Genomic DNA, 18,591 nt, shown 5'->3' with positions numbered 1-18,591 from the left:
GGAGTAAAATTGTTTATTTTTTTTAGATATAATCGAGCTTTATTTATATTTAAAAAAGGCATATTTATGTTACGCTTGTTTATTGTAAGTATTTTATTTGTCAATTTACTATTAGCTTTTAATGTAAAGTCTTTATTTACTTATACTTTTAATGATAATATTAGCTATGACTTAGAAAAAGCTAAAGAAATTTATTTTAAAAACAAATGCAATACTTGCCATGGAGAAAATGGAGAAAAAAATTCTTATAGTAAAAGAGCTATTAAAGACTTAAGCCCAGAAGAAATCAAAGGTGCCTTAACAGACTATGCTAATGGATATTTCAAAAATCAATCAAGCGATAACATTCAAATGAGTTTATACGCTAAAAAATTAAGCGGGAGTGATATGGATCACATTATTGCTTATTTGAAAGGACAAAATTTTTCTATAGAGCTTAATCAAAAAGATCTTTTAGAAGAAGAGCCTGCACCAAAAACCAAGCACAATACATTTTTAAAATAACAGAAAAAGGAGTTTTCATGAAAAAAAATCTACTGCTAGCTAGCTTACTTTGTGCTAGTTCAATTTATGCCGCAGAAGTAAAAATAGGCATTGTTTTACCACTTACTGGTACTTTAGCAGCTTATGGCAATGATGTATATGAGGGCATTAAACTAGCTAATACTTTAAACCCAAATTTAAAAAATGGAGATAGTATTAAAATTATAGCTATTGACACAAAAGGCGATAAAATAGAAGCAGCAAATGCTACTACTAGACTTATCTCCCAAGATAAAGTTTTAGGTCTTATAGGTGAAGCTGTTACACCAAATACTATGCAAGTTTTATCCATAGCCGAAGAAAGAAAAGTTCCCGCTATAGCTCCAGTTGCCTCAGGTGATAAACTTTTAGATAAAAAAAGCTATGCTAGTAGAGTTTGTTTTATGGATAGTTTTCAAGGAGATAAATTTGCTAACTATGCCTATAAAGATTTAAATTTAAAAAGCGTGGTTGTGATAGTTGATCAAAGCAATGTATATTCATTAGGTTTAGCAAGAGCTTTTGAAAAAGAATTTAAGCAAAATGGCGGAAAAGTACTTAAAAAATTAACCATTTCTTCTGGCGATAAGGACTTTAAAGCTATTGTTTCTCAACTTAAAAGCATCAATCCTGATTTTGTTTATATGCCAATTTACCACCCAGAAGCTGCTTTAATAGCAAGACAAGCAAAAGCTGTTGGTTTTAACAAGCTTTTAAGTGCAGGCGATGGGGTAAATAATAAAACCTTTATCGAACTTGGTGGTGATGCTGTAAATGGAGTAATCTTTACCGATAGTTTTGATTATAATAATCCCCCAACAACCCTTTCTAAAAAATTTATTGAAGCCTATGAAAAAGATCATGGCACAAAAGAACTTCCAGCATTTTCTGCTATGGGAGCTGATGCGTATTATGTAATGGTAAATGCCATGAATGAATGTGCGAATAATCTTAACGCACAATGCATTAATGAAAAAATTCATTCAACAAATAATTTTGAAGGCGTGGGTGGCGTTATAAGCATAGACGCTAGTGGCAATGCAAGTCGTTCTGTAGTTATAAAAGAAATACAAGAACAAAAACAAGTTTATAAAACTATTATCAATCCTTGAAAGGTTAAACTATGAAAAAAATTAGCATAGCTATATTGTCTATCATAGCTAGTAATATCATACAAGCAAAAGAAATTAACATTGGCGTAGTTTTACCTCTAACAGGCTCTACTGCAGCTTATGGACAAAGCGCTTTAGATGGAGTTAAAATTGCAAATTCTATGAAAAACACTTTAAGCAATGGAGATAAAGTAAATTTAGTAGTAGTTGATACAAAAGGCGATAAAATAGAGAGCGCAAATGCTAGTACAAGATTAGTTTCACAAAATAAAGCTTATGCGCTAATTGGAGAAATGCTAACAGCTAATACTTTGCAAGTGATAAGAATTGGCGAGGAAAAAAAGATCCCAGTGGTTGCCCCTGCAGCTACTGCTGATAAAATTTTAAATAAAAAATTATACGCTAGCAGAGTTTGTTTTATGGATAGTTTCCAAGGTTCATCTTTAGCTAATTATGTAAAAAATAAGCTAAATTATACCAAAGCTGTGATAATTAGCGATCAAAGCGCGGATTATTCTTTGGGTTTAACTAGAGCCTTTGAAAAAGAATTTAGCAAGCAAGGTGGAAAAATTTTAGATAAATTTAGAATCACAGCAGGCGATAAAGACTTTAAAGCTATTCTTTCACAAATTAAAAATTTAAAACCTGATTTTATTTATCTTCCAGTATATTATACCGAAGCTTCTTTATTTGCACGTCAAGCAAAGGCAATGGGTATAAATATCCCTATGGGTTCAGCAGATGGAGTTGCTGATGAAACCTTTATTAATTTAGCTCAAGATGCTGCAGAAGGATATTTATTTACTGATAGCTTTGATTACAACAACCCACCAACACAACTTTCAAAAGACTTCATATTAGCTTATGAAAAAGAAAAACAAAGCAAAGAGGTTCCAAATTTCACAGCTATGGGTGCAGATGCATATTTTGTGATTTTTGAAGCTATGCAAAAATGTGTTAATGATTTTAACAGCGAATGCATCAACAACAATATCCACGCTACTTCAAAATTTGAAGGTGTTAGCGGGGTGATTAGCATTGATAAAACAGGCAATGCTACGCGTTCAATTGTTATAAAATCAATAGAAAATCAAAAACAAATTTATAAAGATACGATTCTTCCGTAAATAAAATTTTAAGAGGTTCAATGGATAGTTCTTTAATTTTACAGCAAATTATAAATGGTTTTAGCTTAGGTAGCATGTATGCACTTATTGCTATAGGCTATACAATGGTCTATGGTGTTTTAAGATTGATTAATTTTGCACATGGCGATATCATGATGGTAGGTGCATACTCAGCTTTATTTTGTGTCACAAGTATGAATGTGCCTTTTTTAGGAGCTCTTTCTTTGGCTATGTTATTTGCAGCAGCTTTAGGTATAGCTATTGATAGAGTGGCATATAAACCTTTAAGAAAAGCACCTAGAATTTCTTTACTTATTACAGCTATAGGCATAAGCTTTTTAATACAAAATGTATTTAATGTCTTATTTGGCTCAACACCAAAATATTTTCCTGTGCCAAGTTATCTTGAAACAGTGATTAATTTTAATAATATCAGCATTAGCATTAATAGTATTTTAGTGCCTATTTTGACATTTTTTATACTATTAGTGGTTTTATTCATACTTTATAAAAGCAAATATGGCATTGCTATTAGAGCTTTAGCTTTTGATATTCATACTGTAAATTTAATGGGAATTGATGCAAATCGTATTATCGCTATTGTATTTGCACTAGGCTCAGCTTTAGCCGCTATTGGTGGTATTTTCTGGGCTGTTAGTTATCCTTCTGTTGAACCTAGCATGGGAACTCTTATAGGACTTAAGGCATTTGGCGCTGCTGTTTTAGGTGGTATTGGTTCGGTTGCTGGAGCGGTATTAGGTGGTTTGATTATAGGATTTACAGAAGTTGTTGTAGTTGCTATTTTCCCTGATCTCTCTGGTTTTAAAGATGCTTTTGCGTTTATCTTTTTAGTATTGATTTTGCTTTTTAAACCAACCGGAATTTTGGGCATAAATTTTGAAAAAAGTAGGTTTTAAGATGGTTGCAAGAAAAATTACACATTTAAGTTTTTTTATCATAGCACTTGCTTTTCTTTTTATATCTCCTTATTTTTTCAATGATTATAAAATAGGAATTTTAAGCAATATTGCTATTTTTGTTATCTTAGCAGTAAGCTATAATCTTATCAACGGGGTTACAGGACAATTTTCACTAGAACCAAATGGCTTTGTAGCTATAGGAGCTTATGTTGCGGCTTTAGTATTGCTTACAAGTGAAAGCAAAATCGACCAGTTTTCTTTAGAAGATCCAAGTAGCTTTATTTTGATGATTCATTCGCCAAGTTTTATTGTAGCTTTACTTGCTGCTGGACTTTGCGCTATGCTTTTATCTTTAGTTTTGGCTTTTGCAGTATTTAGAGTTAGAGGGGATTATTTAGCTATTGTAACACTAGGTTTTGGTATCATTATTAAACTTATAGCGATTAACTTTGCTTCTGTTACAAATGGCTCTTTAGGTTTAAACGACATTCCTAAACACACTACTTTATACTGGAGTGGTGGGATTGCTATATTTTCAGTTGTTATCATCTTAAACATTGTTAGTTCAAAATTTGGTAGAGCCATGAAAGCTGTAAGAGATGATGAAGATGCAGCATTAGCAATGGGTATAAACACCTTTAATATCAAAACCCTAGCCTTTAACACTTCAGCGTTTTTAGAAGGTGTCGGTGGAGGCTTGCTAGCTTGTGCGCTAGCTTCAGTTTCACCTGAGCAATTTGACTTTTTATTTACCTTCCAACTTTTAATCATCATTGTTTTAGGTGGTTTGGGTTCAACTACTGGTGCTATTATCGGAGCTATTTTGGTAATAGGTGGAAGTGAGTATTTAAGATTTTTAGATGAAAGTATGAATATTTTTGGCTATGAAACTCCTGCTATGCCTGGTCTTAGAATGGTTGTATTTTCTGTTATATTAATTTTAGTAATGCTTTTTGCAAGAAGAGGAATAATGGGCGATAAAGAACTAACAGATATTTTATTTAAGTTTTCTAAAAGGAAGAAGAAATGATTTTAGAACTTAAAGAAATTCATAAAAATTTTGGTGGAGTTAGCGCTATAGCAAATACTTCTTTTGTTATTAAAGAAAGTGAAATTTTTGGACTTATAGGCCCAAATGGCGCAGGAAAAACCACGCTATTTAATATTATTACAGGAAATTATAAGCCAAGTAGCGGGGAAGTCTTTTTTCTAGAAAAAAAAATTGATCATTTAAAACCACACAAAATAGTTCATCTAGGTATAGCAAGAACTTTTCAAAACATTAGACTTTTTTCAAGCATGAGTGTTTTAGAAAATGTATTGATTGGCTTTGATAAGAGTATTAAATATAATATTTTTGAAGCTTTTTTGCACCTTGGAAGATTTTCCAAAGCAGAAAAAAGTGCAAAAAAAGCAGCTTATGAAATTTTAGAACAACTCAATATTGCTCATTTGGCTGATGAAAAAGCTACTAGTTTAAGCTATGGTCAGCAAAGAAAAGTTGAAATAGCAAGAGCTTTAGCAACGAATCCTAAGCTTTTATTACTAGATGAACCCGCAGCAGGGATGAATTCTACAGAAAGCGATGATTTAGCTGAGTTAATTTTTAACATAAGAGATAACAAAAAAATTAGTGTTTTGCTTATAGAGCATGATATGAAATTTGTAAACAAACTTTGCGATAGGGTTATGGTGCTTGATTATGGTAGAACTATTTTTGAGGGAAAACCAAACGATGCGGTACAAAACCCTGAAGTAATTAGTGCGTATTTGGGAGATTTTAATGCTAGTAGTTAAAGATTTACATGTTTATTATGGTTTAATAGAGGCTGTTAAAGGTATTGATTTTACTATAAAAACAGGAAGTATAGTTAGCTTAATAGGCTCAAATGGCGCAGGAAAAACCTCAACACTTAATGCTATGCTAAATTGTGTTAAAAAAACTGGCGAAGTAACATTTTTAGGCTATGATACTCAAAGACACTTACCGCACACTCTAGTTCAAAAAGGTATCGCCTTAGTACCTGAAGGAAGAAGGGTTTTTATAAATCTTACCATAGAAGAAAATTTAAAAATTGGTGCTTTTAATAATGCAGAAAATTACGAGCATTTAAAAAATCAAATGTATAGACTTTTCCCAAGATTAAAAGATAAAAAAAATGCCCTTGCAGGAACTCTAAGTGGTGGAGAAGCCCAAATGCTAGCTATCTCAAGAGCGCTTATGAGTGAGCCAAAACTTTTAATGCTTGATGAGCCTTCATTAGGTCTTGCTCCAAAAATAGTTGGAGAGGTTTTTGATATTATAGTCAAATTAAAAGAAGAAGGAATTACCATTTTATTAGTAGAACAAAATGCATTTTCAGCTTTAAAAATTAGTGACTATGCTTATGTTTTGGAAAATGGCAAAATTGCTATGCATGCACCCGCAAAAGATCTTATCGGTAATGATGAGATTAGAAAAAAATACCTTGGAGCTTAATTCATGAAAAAACAACTTTTAGCTTTTGGGGATATAAAAATTTCTATTTTTTTATTTTTAATTTTTGCCCTATTTTGCGCCCTAGCTACTTTCATAGAAAGCGCTTATAATACACCAACAGCTTGGGCGATGATCTATGGTTCTTCTTGGTTTGGCTTTATACAACTCATACTAGGGATTAATCTTTTAGCAGCTCTTTTTAAATACAAAATGTTTAATAAGAAAAAAATACCACTTTTAATCTTTCATATCTCATTTTTATTTATATTACTAGGCTCAGCTATGACTAGATATATGGGATTTGAGGGAAATTTACACATTAGAGAAAATGAAAAAAACAACATCATTGAAACTTCAAAAAGTTATATTTACATAGCAACCTTAAAAGATGATAAAGTATATAGTGCTTCAAAATCTGAATATATTGCAACCCTACCTTTTGTAAATGATTTTTCATTTGATTTAATCTTGCCTGATGAAAAAGCCCAAATTACATATGAAAATTTAATCTTAGATGCAAAAGAAATTTATATTGATGATAACAATTCTGCCCCACTTTTATCTTTAATGCTTTCACAAAATAACGAGTCTAAAGAATTGCTTTTTCAAGCAGGAGATATTGAAAATATTAACGGTATTAATATAGCATTTTTAAATGACTCTGTTCCAAGTCCTTATATAAAAATCGATAAAGACTTAAAACTTAGTGCTGATTTTGATTTAAAATACATGTCAATGAGTGATGGCAAAGAAAATATTTTAAAAGCAAATCAAAAAGCACAAGCTAAAGATTTAAGATTATATTCTTTTAATGATATTAATTTAGTGGTTAAATTTGCTTCCTTACATGGTAAAAAAACTTTAAAAGGTATCAATCAAGCTCAAGATGAAAGCTTTTTTACTTGGTTTAAAAATAGTTGGATAGAGCTAGGACGCAATGCTTTGATTTCTTTATTTGGTGAGGCAAAATACTGGAATAATTCTTTATTAAATAATTTCAAAGACTTTGCACAAAGCACTAAATATATGCCAACTCAACTTTCAGATAATGCTATTAATGCTTTAAAATTAAAACTAAGTTACAAAGGAGAATCCAAAGAAGTTTTCCTAGTAGAATACAACTCACCTATTCGCATTGATGTAGCAGACCAACCTTTTTTTTTAAGATGGGGTCCTAAAGGAATAGAAATGCCATTTGAAATGTACCTAAAAGACTTTAAATTAGAACGCTATCCTGGCTCGATGTCGCCTATGTCTTATGCAAGTTATGTAGAAATTGACAATGCTAATAAGAAACTAGAATATAAAATTTTCATGAATAATGTTTTAGATTATCAAGGTTATAGATTTTATCAAAGCTCATACGATCAAGATGAGCTTGGCACCATACTTTCAGTCAATAAAGATCCAGGTAAAATTCCTACATACATAGGATATTTTTTACTTACACTAGGAATGTTTTTAAATATTTTAAATCCTCATTCAAGATTTAGAACCTTAGCTAAATTAATCAACCAAGACACCCTAAAAAAAACAAGTGCTATTTTGGCCTTTATATTAGTTTTATTTGCAGGCCAAAATACTTACGCAAATGAGCCTATCAAGGTAGATGAAGCACATGCAAAAGAACTTGCTTCTTTGATAGTGCAAAAACCTGATGGTAGAATGGTGCCTTTTAATACTTTAGCCATGGAAGTTTTAGAAAAAATACATAAAACAACGACCTTCCAAGGGCAAAGCGCTGAAGCAACAATCATATCAATGATTTTTGATGGTAGTGCATGGTATGATAAAGATATTATTTTTATGCCAAGCAGCCGTTTGGTTAATGAAGAAATTTCTAAAATTTTAGAAATTGAGCCTAAAGCCTATACTAGTTTTAAAGATTTTTTCACTACAGATTCATATAAACTACAAAAATATGTAGAAAATGCTAATAGAAAAAATCCAAACCGCAGAAGTGTTTTTGATAAAGAAATCATCAAGCTTGATGAAAGGGTTAATATTGTAAATTTAATTTTCTCAGGTGATATTTTTAGATTTATTCCTTTACAAAATAGCACAAATAATCAATGGGTAGCACCACGTGAAGCTTATATAGGATTAAAAGGTGAAGAAGGTGCAGAAGTTAAAAGTATTTTAGAAAACTATTTTAATGCAGTTAGTAATTCCATTGTACATAATAACTGGGATGAAGCAACTAAAAACTTAAATGCTATCAAAAATTACCAAGAAAAATACGGCCATGAAGTTATGCCTAGTGCTAAAAAAATTAGCACAGAAATCTTTTTCAATAAAAGTCAAATTTTTGTAAATCTTACCCCTCTTTATCTTTGTGCTGGATTTTTGCTTTTAATTATAGTTTTTGTTAAGATGCTACTGCCAAAAATACGCATTGATTTTATTTTTAAATGTGTTTATGTATTTAATATCGTGGCATTTTTCATCCATACTTTAGGTTTAGCTTTGCGTTGGTATATAGCAGGTCGCGCACCATGGAGCAATGCTTATGAGAGTATGGTTTATATAGCCTGGGCTTTATCATTATCTGGAATTTTCTTTTCCAGAAAAAGCCCTATTGCACTTTCTTTAACTTCTATTTTAGCAGGGGTTACTTTAGGTGTAGCTCATCTTAGCCAAATGGATCCACAAATTACCAACTTAGTTCCTGTGTTACAATCATACTGGCTCACTATACATGTTTCAGTTATTACTGCTAGCTATGGATTTTTAGGATTATGTGCATTATTAGGTATATTTGTACTTGTTTTATTATGTATGCTAAAAATCAATGGTAAACATAATGAAAATATTTTAAGAAATATTACAGAAGCAACAAGAATTAATGAAATGGCTATGATCTTAGGACTTTGCTTGCTTACAGTTGGAAATTTCTTAGGTGCTATATGGGCAAATGAAAGCTGGGGAAGATATTGGAGTTGGGATTCTAAGGAAACTTGGGCTTTAATTAGTATTTTAGTTTATGCGGCTATTTTACACATTAGAATGGTGCCAAAATGGGCAAATCAATACACTTTTGCGGTTTGTTCTATGTTTGCATACTGGGTGATTATTATGACCTATTTTGGAGTAAATTACTTTTTAACTGGTATGCACTCTTACGCAGCAGGAGATTCAGTAAAAATTCCTGATTATGTGTATTGGGGCTTTTTATTTATGGTGGCATTAAGCATAGCAAGTTATTTCAAAAAATCTTATGCAAAAAAATTATAGAAAAGCTTTAAATGAATAATTCTCTTTTTATATTTTTAATTGTAGCTTTAGTTATTGTTATCATACTTGGTGTTCTTTTGGTATTATTTTTTACCCATAAAGATAAACAACCCAATAAATCTAATGCAACCAAAGCTCCAAAAATAAGCAATATAGAAGATTTCATATCTAAGGCTAATGGGGCAAAAAATTCTCAAGAAATTCAAGCTTTAATCTTGCAATTTTTAAATTCACAAAAATTTGGCTCTAATCCAAAAGATAGTGCCACTAAAAGAAAACTTGATTTCGTTAGTGCTATTTCAGCTAATGCTAATGCTACTCCTAAAAATATTTCATTTTTAAATAATGAACTAAAAAAGCGTTATAAAGCCTTAAAAAAAGAAATAGATGCTTATGAGCAAATAGGCCTAGCAAAAAGAAAAATGAGACAATCTTAAGGGTTTTTTGAATGAAAAATATTAGAAATTTCTCTATTATAGCTCATATTGATCATGGAAAAAGCACATTAGCCGATAGAATTATCAGCGAATGTGGTGCAATTAGTGACAGACAAATGAGTGCCCAAGTAATGGATACTATGGATATAGAAAAAGAACGCGGTATAACTATAAAAGCTCAATCTGTGCGTTTAAATTATAAATTTAATAATGAAGAATATGTATTAAATTTGATAGACACTCCAGGTCATGTTGATTTTTCCTATGAAGTAAGTCGTTCTTTGGCAAGTTGTGAAGGAGCTTTGCTTGTTGTTGATGCTTCACAAGGAGTAGAAGCTCAAACTATAGCTAATGTTTATATAGCCTTAGAAAACGATCTTGAAATTATACCAGTGATTAATAAAATAGATCTTCCTTCAGCTGATATAGAAAAAGTTAAGCACGAAATAGAACATATTATAGGTATTGATTGCTCAAATGCAATTTGTGTTAGTGCAAAAACAGGAATAGGCATAAAAGAACTCATAGAAACCATCATCACAAAAATTCCTGCACCAAAAACCGATGATGAAGCACCCACTAAAGCTTTAATCTATGATTCTTGGTTTGATAATTATCTTGGAGCTTTGGCTTTGGTTAGAATTTATGAAGGAAATATAGCTAAAAATGATGAAGTTTTAGTTATGAATACAGATAAAAAACATCTTGTGCAAGATCTTTTTTACCCTCATCCATTAAGTCCTATAAAAACCAAAAAATTAGAATCAGGTGAAGTAGGTGTTATCGTGCTTGGACTTAAAAATGTTGCCGATGTTCAAGTAGGTGATACCATAACACTAACTAAAAACAAAGCAAAAGAAGCCATTGGTGGTTTTGAAAAAGCTAAAGCTTTTGTTTTTGCAGGATTATACCCTATAGAAACAGATAAATTTGAAGATTTAAGAGATGCTTTAGATAAATTAAAACTCAATGATAGTTCTATTACCTATGAACCTGAGACATCTCTAGCTTTAGGGTTTGGTTTTAGAGTTGGTTTTTTAGGTCTTTTACACATGGAGGTTATTAAAGAAAGACTTGAGCGTGAGTTTAACCTTGATTTGATTGCTACTGCTCCAACTGTTACTTATGAAATTTATCAAACTGATGGAGAAGTTTTAAAAATTCAAAATCCAAGCGAATTACCTCCGGTAAATAAAATTGATCACATAAAAGAACCTTATGTAAAAGCAACCATCATAACTCCAAGTGAATATCTAGGAAATTTAATCACTCTTTTAAATCGCAAACGTGGTATGCAAGTTAAGATGGACTATATCACCCCTGAGCGTGTTTTACTTGAGTATGATATACCTTTAAATGAAATCGTTATGGACTTTTATGATAAACTCAAATCACTCACTAAAGGCTATGCTAGTTTTGATTATGAACCTATTGAATTTAGAATTGGTGATCTTGTAAAACTTGATATCAAAGTAGCTGGTGAAAATGTCGATGCGCTAAGTATTATAGTGCCAAATGAAAAAGCACTAAGTAAAGGTAGAGAATTAGTAAAAGCGATGAAAGAAATTGTCCCAAGACAGCTTTTTGAAGTTGCCATCCAAGCAAGCATAGGAAATAAAATCATCGCAAGAGAAAATGTAAAATCTATGGGTAAAAATGTAACCGCAAAATGCTATGGCGGGGATATTACTAGAAAAAGGAAACTTCTTGAAAAACAAAAAGAAGGTAAAAAAAGAATGAAAGCTATCGGTAAAGTACATTTACCTCAAGAAGCATTTTTAAGTGTTTTAAAAATAGACTAATACCTCTAGTTTATACAACTAGAGGTATAAATTTATGCATTGATATCTAAAGAATTTCCACCCATTTCATTGATTTTTTGAGTTACTTTTTCAATAGCTTTATCAATTGTTTCATAGCTGATATCAGGAAGTTTGCCACCCCACATTTTTTCCGCTTGCGCAAATCCTGCTTTTAGACCTTCTAAACCTTTTTGGAGTTTTTCCATATCATCACCAGCTCCATTAATAACAAAATCAGCCAATCTTTGAGATGTTTTTGCTACACCAAAATACCCATCTTCTCCAATAAGCTCTTTTGCCTCATCAGCATTTAAACTAAGTATATCTTTACCTTCATATCCTATAGCTTTAAAATCTACATTTGATAAAATAGCCGTTAAAGAATCCTTAGACTGAGCTCCTTGAAAAATCCTAGCTTGAGTTAAACCATTAGAGGAACTCAAGCTAAATGCTTGTTGCATAAAGCTCATAGCATAAAGCTCGGTTATACCTTTTCCGCCTATACTAGCAAGCTTACTAAGCTTATCCTCATCAATATCTTTTGTGCTATTAGCACTTTTAGTATTGGCATCTTCAAGTTTTGTATTCAAATTAGCCTTCCTATTGCTAACTTGCGACTCTACTGCCACACGTGAATACGAATTTATTTGCATCCTTGCTCCTTTTTTTGTGGGTTTATAAAAATCGTCTAAAAAAAATTAAAATTTACATTAAGAAATTTATAATTACACTTAGAATATAATAACAAACATTTACTATATTTTTAAAATTTAGGTGATATAAATGTTTTTTAAAGATTTTTTCATAACCATTATTGATCCGTATTTTAAAGATATTATAGAAGGTATAGAATCTCTTTATTAAATTTATTTTATCTATATAACCATAATTAGTAAAATAATTTTTAATAAGGAAAAGCTATGCCAATATATAATTTTTACACTACATTAAATCCTACTACACTTTTTATAAAATGCGCTTTGCCAAATATGGCGAGTATGGCTTTTATTTATCTTTATGTGATTATTGATGGAATTTTTGTTGGAAGATATTTGGGTTCAGATGCGCTTGCTGCTATGAATTTAATGATGCCTTTTATCATGATAAGCTTTGCTCTAGCTGATATGATAGCCATAGGTTCATCGGTACAAATAGCAATTAATCTAGGTAAAGGAAAAATTGAAAAAGCAAGAGCTATTTTTTCTTTTTGTATAGTTCTTATTTTTGCAATTTCTTGTTTAATGGGAATTTTAGGATTTTTCTTAGCAAAAGCATTAAGTGCTTTTATGGGGGCTGATGAGAATATTCAAAGCTTATCTACTGAATATATGCAAATTTTTGCTATTTTTGCTCCCTTTACTATGCTAGCTTTTGCCATGGATAATTATCTTAGAATCTGTGGAAAAACTTTTTATAGTATGATGGTTAATGTAGTTACTGCTTTGAGTAATATTTTTCTTGATTGGCTTTTTATAGTGGTTTTTGATTGGGGACTTTTTTCAGCAGCTTTAGCAACTTGTATAGGGATGTTTTTAGGAAGCATTTTAGGGATATTACCTTTTGTTTTTAAAGATTTAGTTTTAAAATTTAAAAAGCCAATAATTAAACTACAAATACTAAAAAATATACTCTATAATGGCTCATCTGAATTTTTTTCTAATATTTCTAGTTCTTTTTATACTATCTTAGCTAATGCTTTTTTACTTGAACTTTCTGGAAATACAGCTGTTGCAGCATTTTCAGTGATTTTATATCTTAGCACTTTTGTTTTTATGCTAGTTTTAGCCATGTGCGATGCTATGCAACCTGCATTAAGTTATAATTATGGACACAAAAATATCGCAAGAATTCAAGCTATTTTTAAAAGAATGTTTTTTGCTTCTTGGGGTGTAAGTACAATGGCATTTTTATTTGTTTATTTATTCAACACTCTTATAGCAGATATTTTTAATAAAGATAATAATCAAGATTTTATCCATATAGCACAAAATGCTTTAGTATTTTTTTCTTTTTCATTTTTATTTTCTTGGTTTGGAAAACTTTGTGCTTCATTTTTCACAGCACTTGATAAACCCTTGTTTTCTTTAGGAATTTCTATTACCCAAAGTCTTATTTTTCCATTTTTATCTTTATTTATACTAACGCAATTTTTAGGAGTAAATGGAGTTTGGCTAGCTACTTTAGTGGGCGATATTTGTATGATTTTTATTGCTTCATTTTTATTATATAAAACTTTTAAAAATCTAAACTCTTAGCTAATTTCAAACAAGAGTTTAGATCTTGCTCTTTACATATATGTAAATTTTTAAAATTATGGAGCTTTAAAGCTGTACTTTGACCTATAACTACAACCTTATCTTCTTTTTCTAATGTAAAAAACTTCAAAAATTGCTCTATGCTTGAAGGAGCGCTAAAGATAAAAACACCAGGATGTTGTATTTTTAATTCATCTTTTTTAGGCTCTATCGCTATATTTTCATAAACGATTAATTGCTTTAAAAGGATATTTTCTTTTAACAAATGCTCATCAAGACCTGAGCTAATTTTCTTAGCTCTTAAATAAAGACATTTTTTATTTTTAAACTCAGATAAAAACTCACTAGCCAAATTTTTACCATAAGCCTTGCTAGGATATTTGACATTTTCAAAACCAAGTTCTTTTGCAAAATCAGCACTTTTTTGCCCAACAGCATAAAGTTTAATATCAAAATCAATTTTACTTTTACTTGACATTAATGCTTTTAGTGCATTCTTAGAGCTAATGATCAAACAATCAAATTCCTTTAAATTAACTTCAAAATCAAGAAATTTAATTTCATTTAATCTTATAGTCTTAACACCATCAAATTCTTTATCTCCTATAAAATAAATCATTATTTTCCTATAAAAGTCTTATCAAAATTTGATCTTAAATTTAAAGTTGCCATATACGGATCACTTGCTTGCATTATCGCTCTAACCACAGCTATACCTTGTATATTGCAATCTTTAAGCAAATTTAAATTAGTTTCATCTATCCCACCTATAGCTACAATAGGTAAAGAACTCAAGCTAGTAATTTCTTTTAATCCATCTATACCAAGCACAATACAATCTTGCTTGCTAGGCGTAGCAAAAACAGCCCCTACTCCAAGATAAGTAGCACCTTGAGTATTAGCAAGCTCGCTTTTATGATTGATCGTAAGTCCTATGATTTTATCTCCACCCAAAAGTTCCCTTGCTTTTTTTAAAGGCATATCCTTTTGTCCTATATGCACTCCATTTGCATTCACAGCCATGGCTATATCGATTCTATCATTTATCACAAAAGGTGTGTTGTATTTTTCACACAAAGCTTTAACTTTTAAAGCAAGATTATAAAATTCTAAAGTACTAAGATTTTTTTCTCTAAGTTGTAAAATATCAATCTTAGCTTTCAAAGAAGCTTCTAAAATATTTAAAAACCCACTTTCACTTTTCTCACCCTTGCTTGCAACAAGATAAATTTTAAATGATTTCATATTTAGCTCTTTTTTTAATTTCTTCATCATTTAAATTACTTAAAACATCGATTAAATTCACTCTAAAACTACCACTTCCACTAGAAAGTTCTTGAGCGATTTCGCTAGCTATGCCAAAACTCAGTAAAGCATATAAACTAGCTTGAAATTTATCTTCTAACACCCCTGCAAAAACTCCACACAAAGAAGCACACATGCAACCTGCTCCAGTTATTTTAGTAGCCATGATAGAGCCGTTATAAACTTTTGCAATATGCTCTTGATTTATAATATAATCAATTTTTCCAGTTATAGCTAAAACACGCTTAGTTTTATAAGAGTATTCTTTGGCTTTTTCTAAAAATTCATCATTAATCACAAAAGTACTATCAACCCCTCTTGCTTTACCATCTAAACCTATAACACTAGCCATTTCAGACGCATTTGCTTTAACAATACTAATGCCTTTTAGATTAAGCAATTCAAAATTAATCCCATCTCTTGCCTTACTCACACCCAAAGCAACAGGGTCAAAAACTATAGGTTTATTTAATAAAGCATATTCTTTGGTTACTTTTAGCATAGAATTTGCTACAAGCTGATTAATCGTACCCGTATTTAACACTAAAGCCGAGCTTATTTTAGCAAAATCAGCTTGTTCTTCATAAAAATCAGCCATAGCAGCGCTTGCACCCATTGCTATAGTTACATTCGCACAATCATTAACTGTAACATAATTAGTAATATGATGAATCAAAGGATTTTTTTCTCTTACTGCTTTGATAATCATTTTTACTCCTTATCATATTGAAAAAAATGATTAGTAGGACCACAACCTTTTCCAAGTGCTAAAGAATTTAAAATAGCTCCATACACATAATCTTTAGCAAGCTTTATAGCTTCATGTTTTTCTTTACCTAAGGCAAGATTACTAGCTATAGCTGAACTTAATGTACAACCTGTGCCATGTGTGTTTTTTGTATTAATTTTTTCTGCTTTGAAAATACTAAATTCCTTTCCATCATAAAAAACATCATTAGTATTATCTTTACTATGCCCACCTTTAATCAAAACACTTTTTGCACCTTCTTTAAAAAGCTTTATAGCAGCTTTTTTCATATCCTCTTCATTAAGTATTTTAAAATCACACAAAAACTCAGCCTCAGGTATATTTGGCGTAAGTACATCAGCTAAAGATAAAATTTCATCTTTAAAAAACTGACAATTTTCTAAAGGCATTAAAGCATAACCATTTTTTGCAAACATCACAGGATCTATCACTACATTTTTGGCTTTAAAGCGTAATAAATTTTCTTTTACACAAGTTATAATTTCTTTTGAACCCAGCATTCCAATTTTCACAGCAGCTGGCTCTATGTCTTCATAAACTGCTAACATTTGCTCGTCTATTATCTTAGTGGGTATATCAAAGCAAGAAATCACTCTTACAGTATTTTCAGCCACAACGCTTAAAACTACACTCATACCAAATAAATTATGCGCATTAAAAGTTTTTAAATCAGCTTGTATACCTGCACCACCACTGCAATCACTCCCAGCTATAGTTAAGATAGGAATTTTAGTTTTTGTTTTTGCTTGTATCATTTTTATCCTTTTTTACAAAAAAGGAAAGTTTTTGCAAGAATTCAAAGTTCGCATTACCAAACTTCTCAAGGGTCGAAGTCTAACTTCCTCTCAGCAAAAGCTCCCCATTAATAAAAAATTATATCTTAGTTTTAATTAATCTTAAAAAATATTTTAAAATACCGCTATAATTTTGAAAAAACTACACAATTTTTGAGGAAAAAATGACTAAGATTATTTTTGTTTGCTTAGGGAATATTTGTCGTTCTCCCATGGCTGAATTTATTATGAAAGATCTTTTAATAAAAGCAAATTTAAACGATAAATTTATTGTTTCTAGCGCAGGCACTTCAGGTTATCATGATGGAGAGGATATGCATTATAAAACCAAAGCCATGTTAAATAGTAAAAATATCAACGCTAAGCCATTTTGCAGTCAAAAACTAAACTTAAAAATGTGCGAAGAAAATGATCTTATTATTGTTATGGACAATTCTAATTATAATGATGTAGTTAAAAATTTTCCAAATTTTAAACACAAAATTCACAAAATCACTTCTTTTGCTTTAGAATTAGGATATGATGAAGTTCCTGATCCTTGGTACAGCGGAGATTTTAATGAAACCTATGCTATACTTTCAAAAGCGTGCTCTAATTTTATTAAAGTTTATTTAAAATAACTTAAGATAAAATTATTCTTAGTTTTTTTAGATTTTTGATTTTTAGGAGTTTTTAATGTTTAAAAATTTAAAACTAGGAACTAAGATAGTTTGGATTGTTACTACTGTAGTAATCTTAGGTATATGTTTACTTGCAACAATTATTGCATTACAATCTTCTCGCATCTTAAATACAGAAGCAGATAAGATGCTACAGTCAAGCTCTCATAGATATGTTAATGCAGTTAAAGGGACTACTGAAGGAATTCACACAAGCTTAAATGCAGCAGAAAGCACTTTAAAAGAAATAATTTTAGGAGAAGATAGTGTCGATGAAAAAACCATAGAAGCTATATTAGGAGGAATCCTAGATACTAATCCATGGGTGGATTATATTTATTTTCATCTCACAGATACATCAAAACTAACACATAAAAACCCTAAATTATTCACAAAAAACAATCGTTTTTTAATTTTATTACACGATACAAATGCTAGAAATAAAGGTGGAATTGAAATAGTACAAGCAGATGATAACATTTTAAATCAAAGAAGTGTGAATATAGCTTTACATGAACAAAAAGAAGGTGTTGGAAGACCTCAAAATTTTACTATTAATGGAAAAGAAATTTTAGCTTATAATATGGTAATTCCATTTATTCATAATAATAAAACAATTGGAGTTATAGGAGTACTAGCAGGATTAGATTCTTTACAAGAATTTTTAACAAACCCATCAAGAAGTGTATTTAAAGGCGATCAAAGATTTTTAATTGCAAAAGATGGCTTTGTGGCTACAAACCAAAATAAAAACATCATAGGCAAAAAAATTACCGAAGTCAATCCACATCCTAGCGTAAATTTATTAGTAGACCTACAAAAAAATAAAACTGATGCTTTATTTGATTACACATCTATATCAGGTAAAAGCAATCGTGCTGCAATTACCAATTTTAACCTGTGGAATGATTCGCAAGATTATTGGTCAATAGTTACTATAGCTCCAATCGACTCAATACAAGAACCAATTACCAAACTTATAGCAACCATAATTATAGTATCTATTTTTGTAGTTTTAGCTATAGCTTTAATAATATTTGCATATATTAGAAAAAATATAAGCACAAGAATTGTCAATTTACAAAACAATCTGTTATACTTTTTTAAATTTATTAACCATGAAACAAAAGATACAATCTTAAGTAAAGATATAAAAAATAATGATGAATTAAGTAT

18 protein-coding genes are annotated in these 18,591 nt (G+C 30.5%); 13 read left to right on the top strand and 5 right to left on the bottom strand.

What is annotated here, in order from left to right:
* Positions 1–66 precede the first annotated feature (66 nt).
* Genes CAMP18498_RS07250 through lepA form a run of 10 tightly spaced genes read left to right on the top strand, consistent with a single transcriptional unit; the run spans position 67 to position 11,633 of the window.
* Complete coding sequence (locus CAMP18498_RS07250; RefSeq protein WP_337198177.1) at positions 67–504, top strand: c-type cytochrome; 438 nt, start codon at positions 67–69, stop codon at positions 502–504.
* A 17-nt stretch (positions 505–521) separates the two neighbouring features.
* Positions 522–1,634, top strand: a complete 1,113-nt coding sequence (locus CAMP18498_RS07245) for an ABC transporter substrate-binding protein (RefSeq protein ID WP_337198176.1) — start codon at positions 522–524, stop codon at positions 1,632–1,634.
* Positions 1,635–1,645: 11 nt separating this feature from the next.
* Positions 1,646–2,761, top strand: coding sequence for an ABC transporter substrate-binding protein (locus tag CAMP18498_RS07240; protein WP_337198175.1), 1,116 nt, complete (start codon positions 1,646–1,648; stop codon positions 2,759–2,761).
* Between the two features lie 20 nt (positions 2,762–2,781).
* Entirely contained in the window at positions 2,782–3,678 is an 897-nt protein-coding gene (locus CAMP18498_RS07235) for a branched-chain amino acid ABC transporter permease (RefSeq protein ID WP_039628648.1), read from the top strand.
* A 1-nt stretch (position 3,679) separates the two neighbouring features.
* The gene (locus tag CAMP18498_RS07230) at positions 3,680–4,711 is read left to right on the top strand and encodes a branched-chain amino acid ABC transporter permease (protein ID WP_337198174.1); all 1,032 of its coding nucleotides are present in this window, start codon (positions 3,680–3,682) and stop codon (positions 4,709–4,711) included.
* Positions 4,708–5,478, top strand: a complete 771-nt coding sequence (locus CAMP18498_RS07225) for an ABC transporter ATP-binding protein (RefSeq protein ID WP_337198173.1) — start codon at positions 4,708–4,710, stop codon at positions 5,476–5,478. The genes CAMP18498_RS07230 and CAMP18498_RS07225 overlap by 4 nt, the downstream gene beginning before the upstream one ends.
* Entirely contained in the window at positions 5,465–6,160 is a 696-nt protein-coding gene (locus CAMP18498_RS07220; protein ID WP_039618807.1) for a high-affinity branched-chain amino acid transporter, ATP-binding protein, read from the top strand. The genes CAMP18498_RS07225 and CAMP18498_RS07220 overlap by 14 nt, the downstream gene beginning before the upstream one ends.
* A 3-nt stretch (positions 6,161–6,163) precedes the next feature.
* A complete protein-coding gene (ccsB, locus tag CAMP18498_RS07215) occupies positions 6,164–9,394 on the top strand; it encodes a c-type cytochrome biogenesis protein CcsB (RefSeq protein WP_337198172.1) in 3,231 nt (1,076 codons plus the stop codon).
* 11 nt (positions 9,395–9,405) lie between these two features.
* Entirely contained in the window at positions 9,406–9,831 is a 426-nt protein-coding gene (locus tag CAMP18498_RS07210) for a hypothetical protein (protein ID WP_337198171.1), read from the top strand.
* A gap of 11 nt (positions 9,832–9,842) precedes the next feature.
* Entirely contained in the window at positions 9,843–11,633 is a 1,791-nt protein-coding gene (gene lepA / locus CAMP18498_RS07205) for a translation elongation factor 4 (RefSeq protein WP_337198170.1), read from the top strand.
* Between the two features lie 32 nt (positions 11,634–11,665).
* Here the strand turns inward: lepA and CAMP18498_RS07200 are convergent, their stop codons facing one another.
* Positions 11,666–12,286, bottom strand: a complete 621-nt coding sequence (locus CAMP18498_RS07200; protein ID WP_337198169.1) for a hypothetical protein — start codon at positions 12,284–12,286, stop codon at positions 11,666–11,668.
* Positions 12,287–12,559: 273 nt separating this feature from the next.
* On the opposite strand from CAMP18498_RS07200, the gene CAMP18498_RS07195 reads away from it, so the two are divergent.
* On the top strand, positions 12,560–13,888 hold the full coding sequence (locus CAMP18498_RS07195) for an MATE family efflux transporter (protein WP_337198180.1): 1,329 nt from the start codon (positions 12,560–12,562) through the stop codon (positions 13,886–13,888).
* Here CAMP18498_RS07195 and CAMP18498_RS07190 read toward each other — a convergent pair.
* From CAMP18498_RS07190 to thiD, 4 genes are read right to left on the bottom strand one after another with little or no spacing between them, the layout of a single operon-like run.
* A complete protein-coding gene (locus CAMP18498_RS07190) occupies positions 13,869–14,510 on the bottom strand; it encodes a uroporphyrinogen-III synthase (RefSeq protein WP_337198179.1) in 642 nt (213 codons plus the stop codon). The genes CAMP18498_RS07195 and CAMP18498_RS07190 overlap by 20 nt on opposite strands.
* Entirely contained in the window at positions 14,507–15,133 is a 627-nt protein-coding gene (gene thiE / locus CAMP18498_RS07185) for a thiamine phosphate synthase (protein WP_337198168.1), read from the bottom strand. The genes CAMP18498_RS07190 and thiE overlap by 4 nt, the downstream gene beginning before the upstream one ends.
* Complete coding sequence (gene thiM, locus CAMP18498_RS07180) at positions 15,120–15,902, bottom strand: hydroxyethylthiazole kinase (protein ID WP_337198167.1); 783 nt, start codon at positions 15,900–15,902, stop codon at positions 15,120–15,122. Before thiM ends, thiE begins: the two co-directional genes overlap by 14 nt.
* Before the next feature lie 2 nt (positions 15,903–15,904).
* Positions 15,905–16,717 carry a bifunctional hydroxymethylpyrimidine kinase/phosphomethylpyrimidine kinase gene (thiD, locus tag CAMP18498_RS07175; protein WP_442867731.1) on the bottom strand — a complete coding sequence of 271 codons (813 nt, stop codon included), beginning with the start codon at positions 16,715–16,717 and terminating at the stop codon, positions 15,905–15,907.
* 203 nt (positions 16,718–16,920) lie between these two features.
* On the opposite strand from thiD, the gene CAMP18498_RS07170 reads away from it, so the two are divergent.
* Entirely contained in the window at positions 16,921–17,376 is a 456-nt protein-coding gene (locus tag CAMP18498_RS07170) for a low molecular weight protein-tyrosine-phosphatase (RefSeq protein ID WP_337198166.1), read from the top strand.
* Positions 17,377–17,431: 55 nt separating this feature from the next.
* Positions 17,432–18,591: PDC sensor domain-containing protein (locus tag CAMP18498_RS07165; protein WP_337198165.1), on the top strand; the 1,160-nt coding region annotated here is incomplete at its 3' end.

Source organism: Campylobacter sp. W0066.2, from assembly GCF_024723515.1.
Lineage (GTDB): Bacteria > Campylobacterota > Campylobacteria > Campylobacterales > Campylobacteraceae > Campylobacter_D.
The sequence above is the reverse complement of the archived record's forward strand: the minus strand, read 5'-3'. Positions and strand labels throughout refer to the sequence as shown.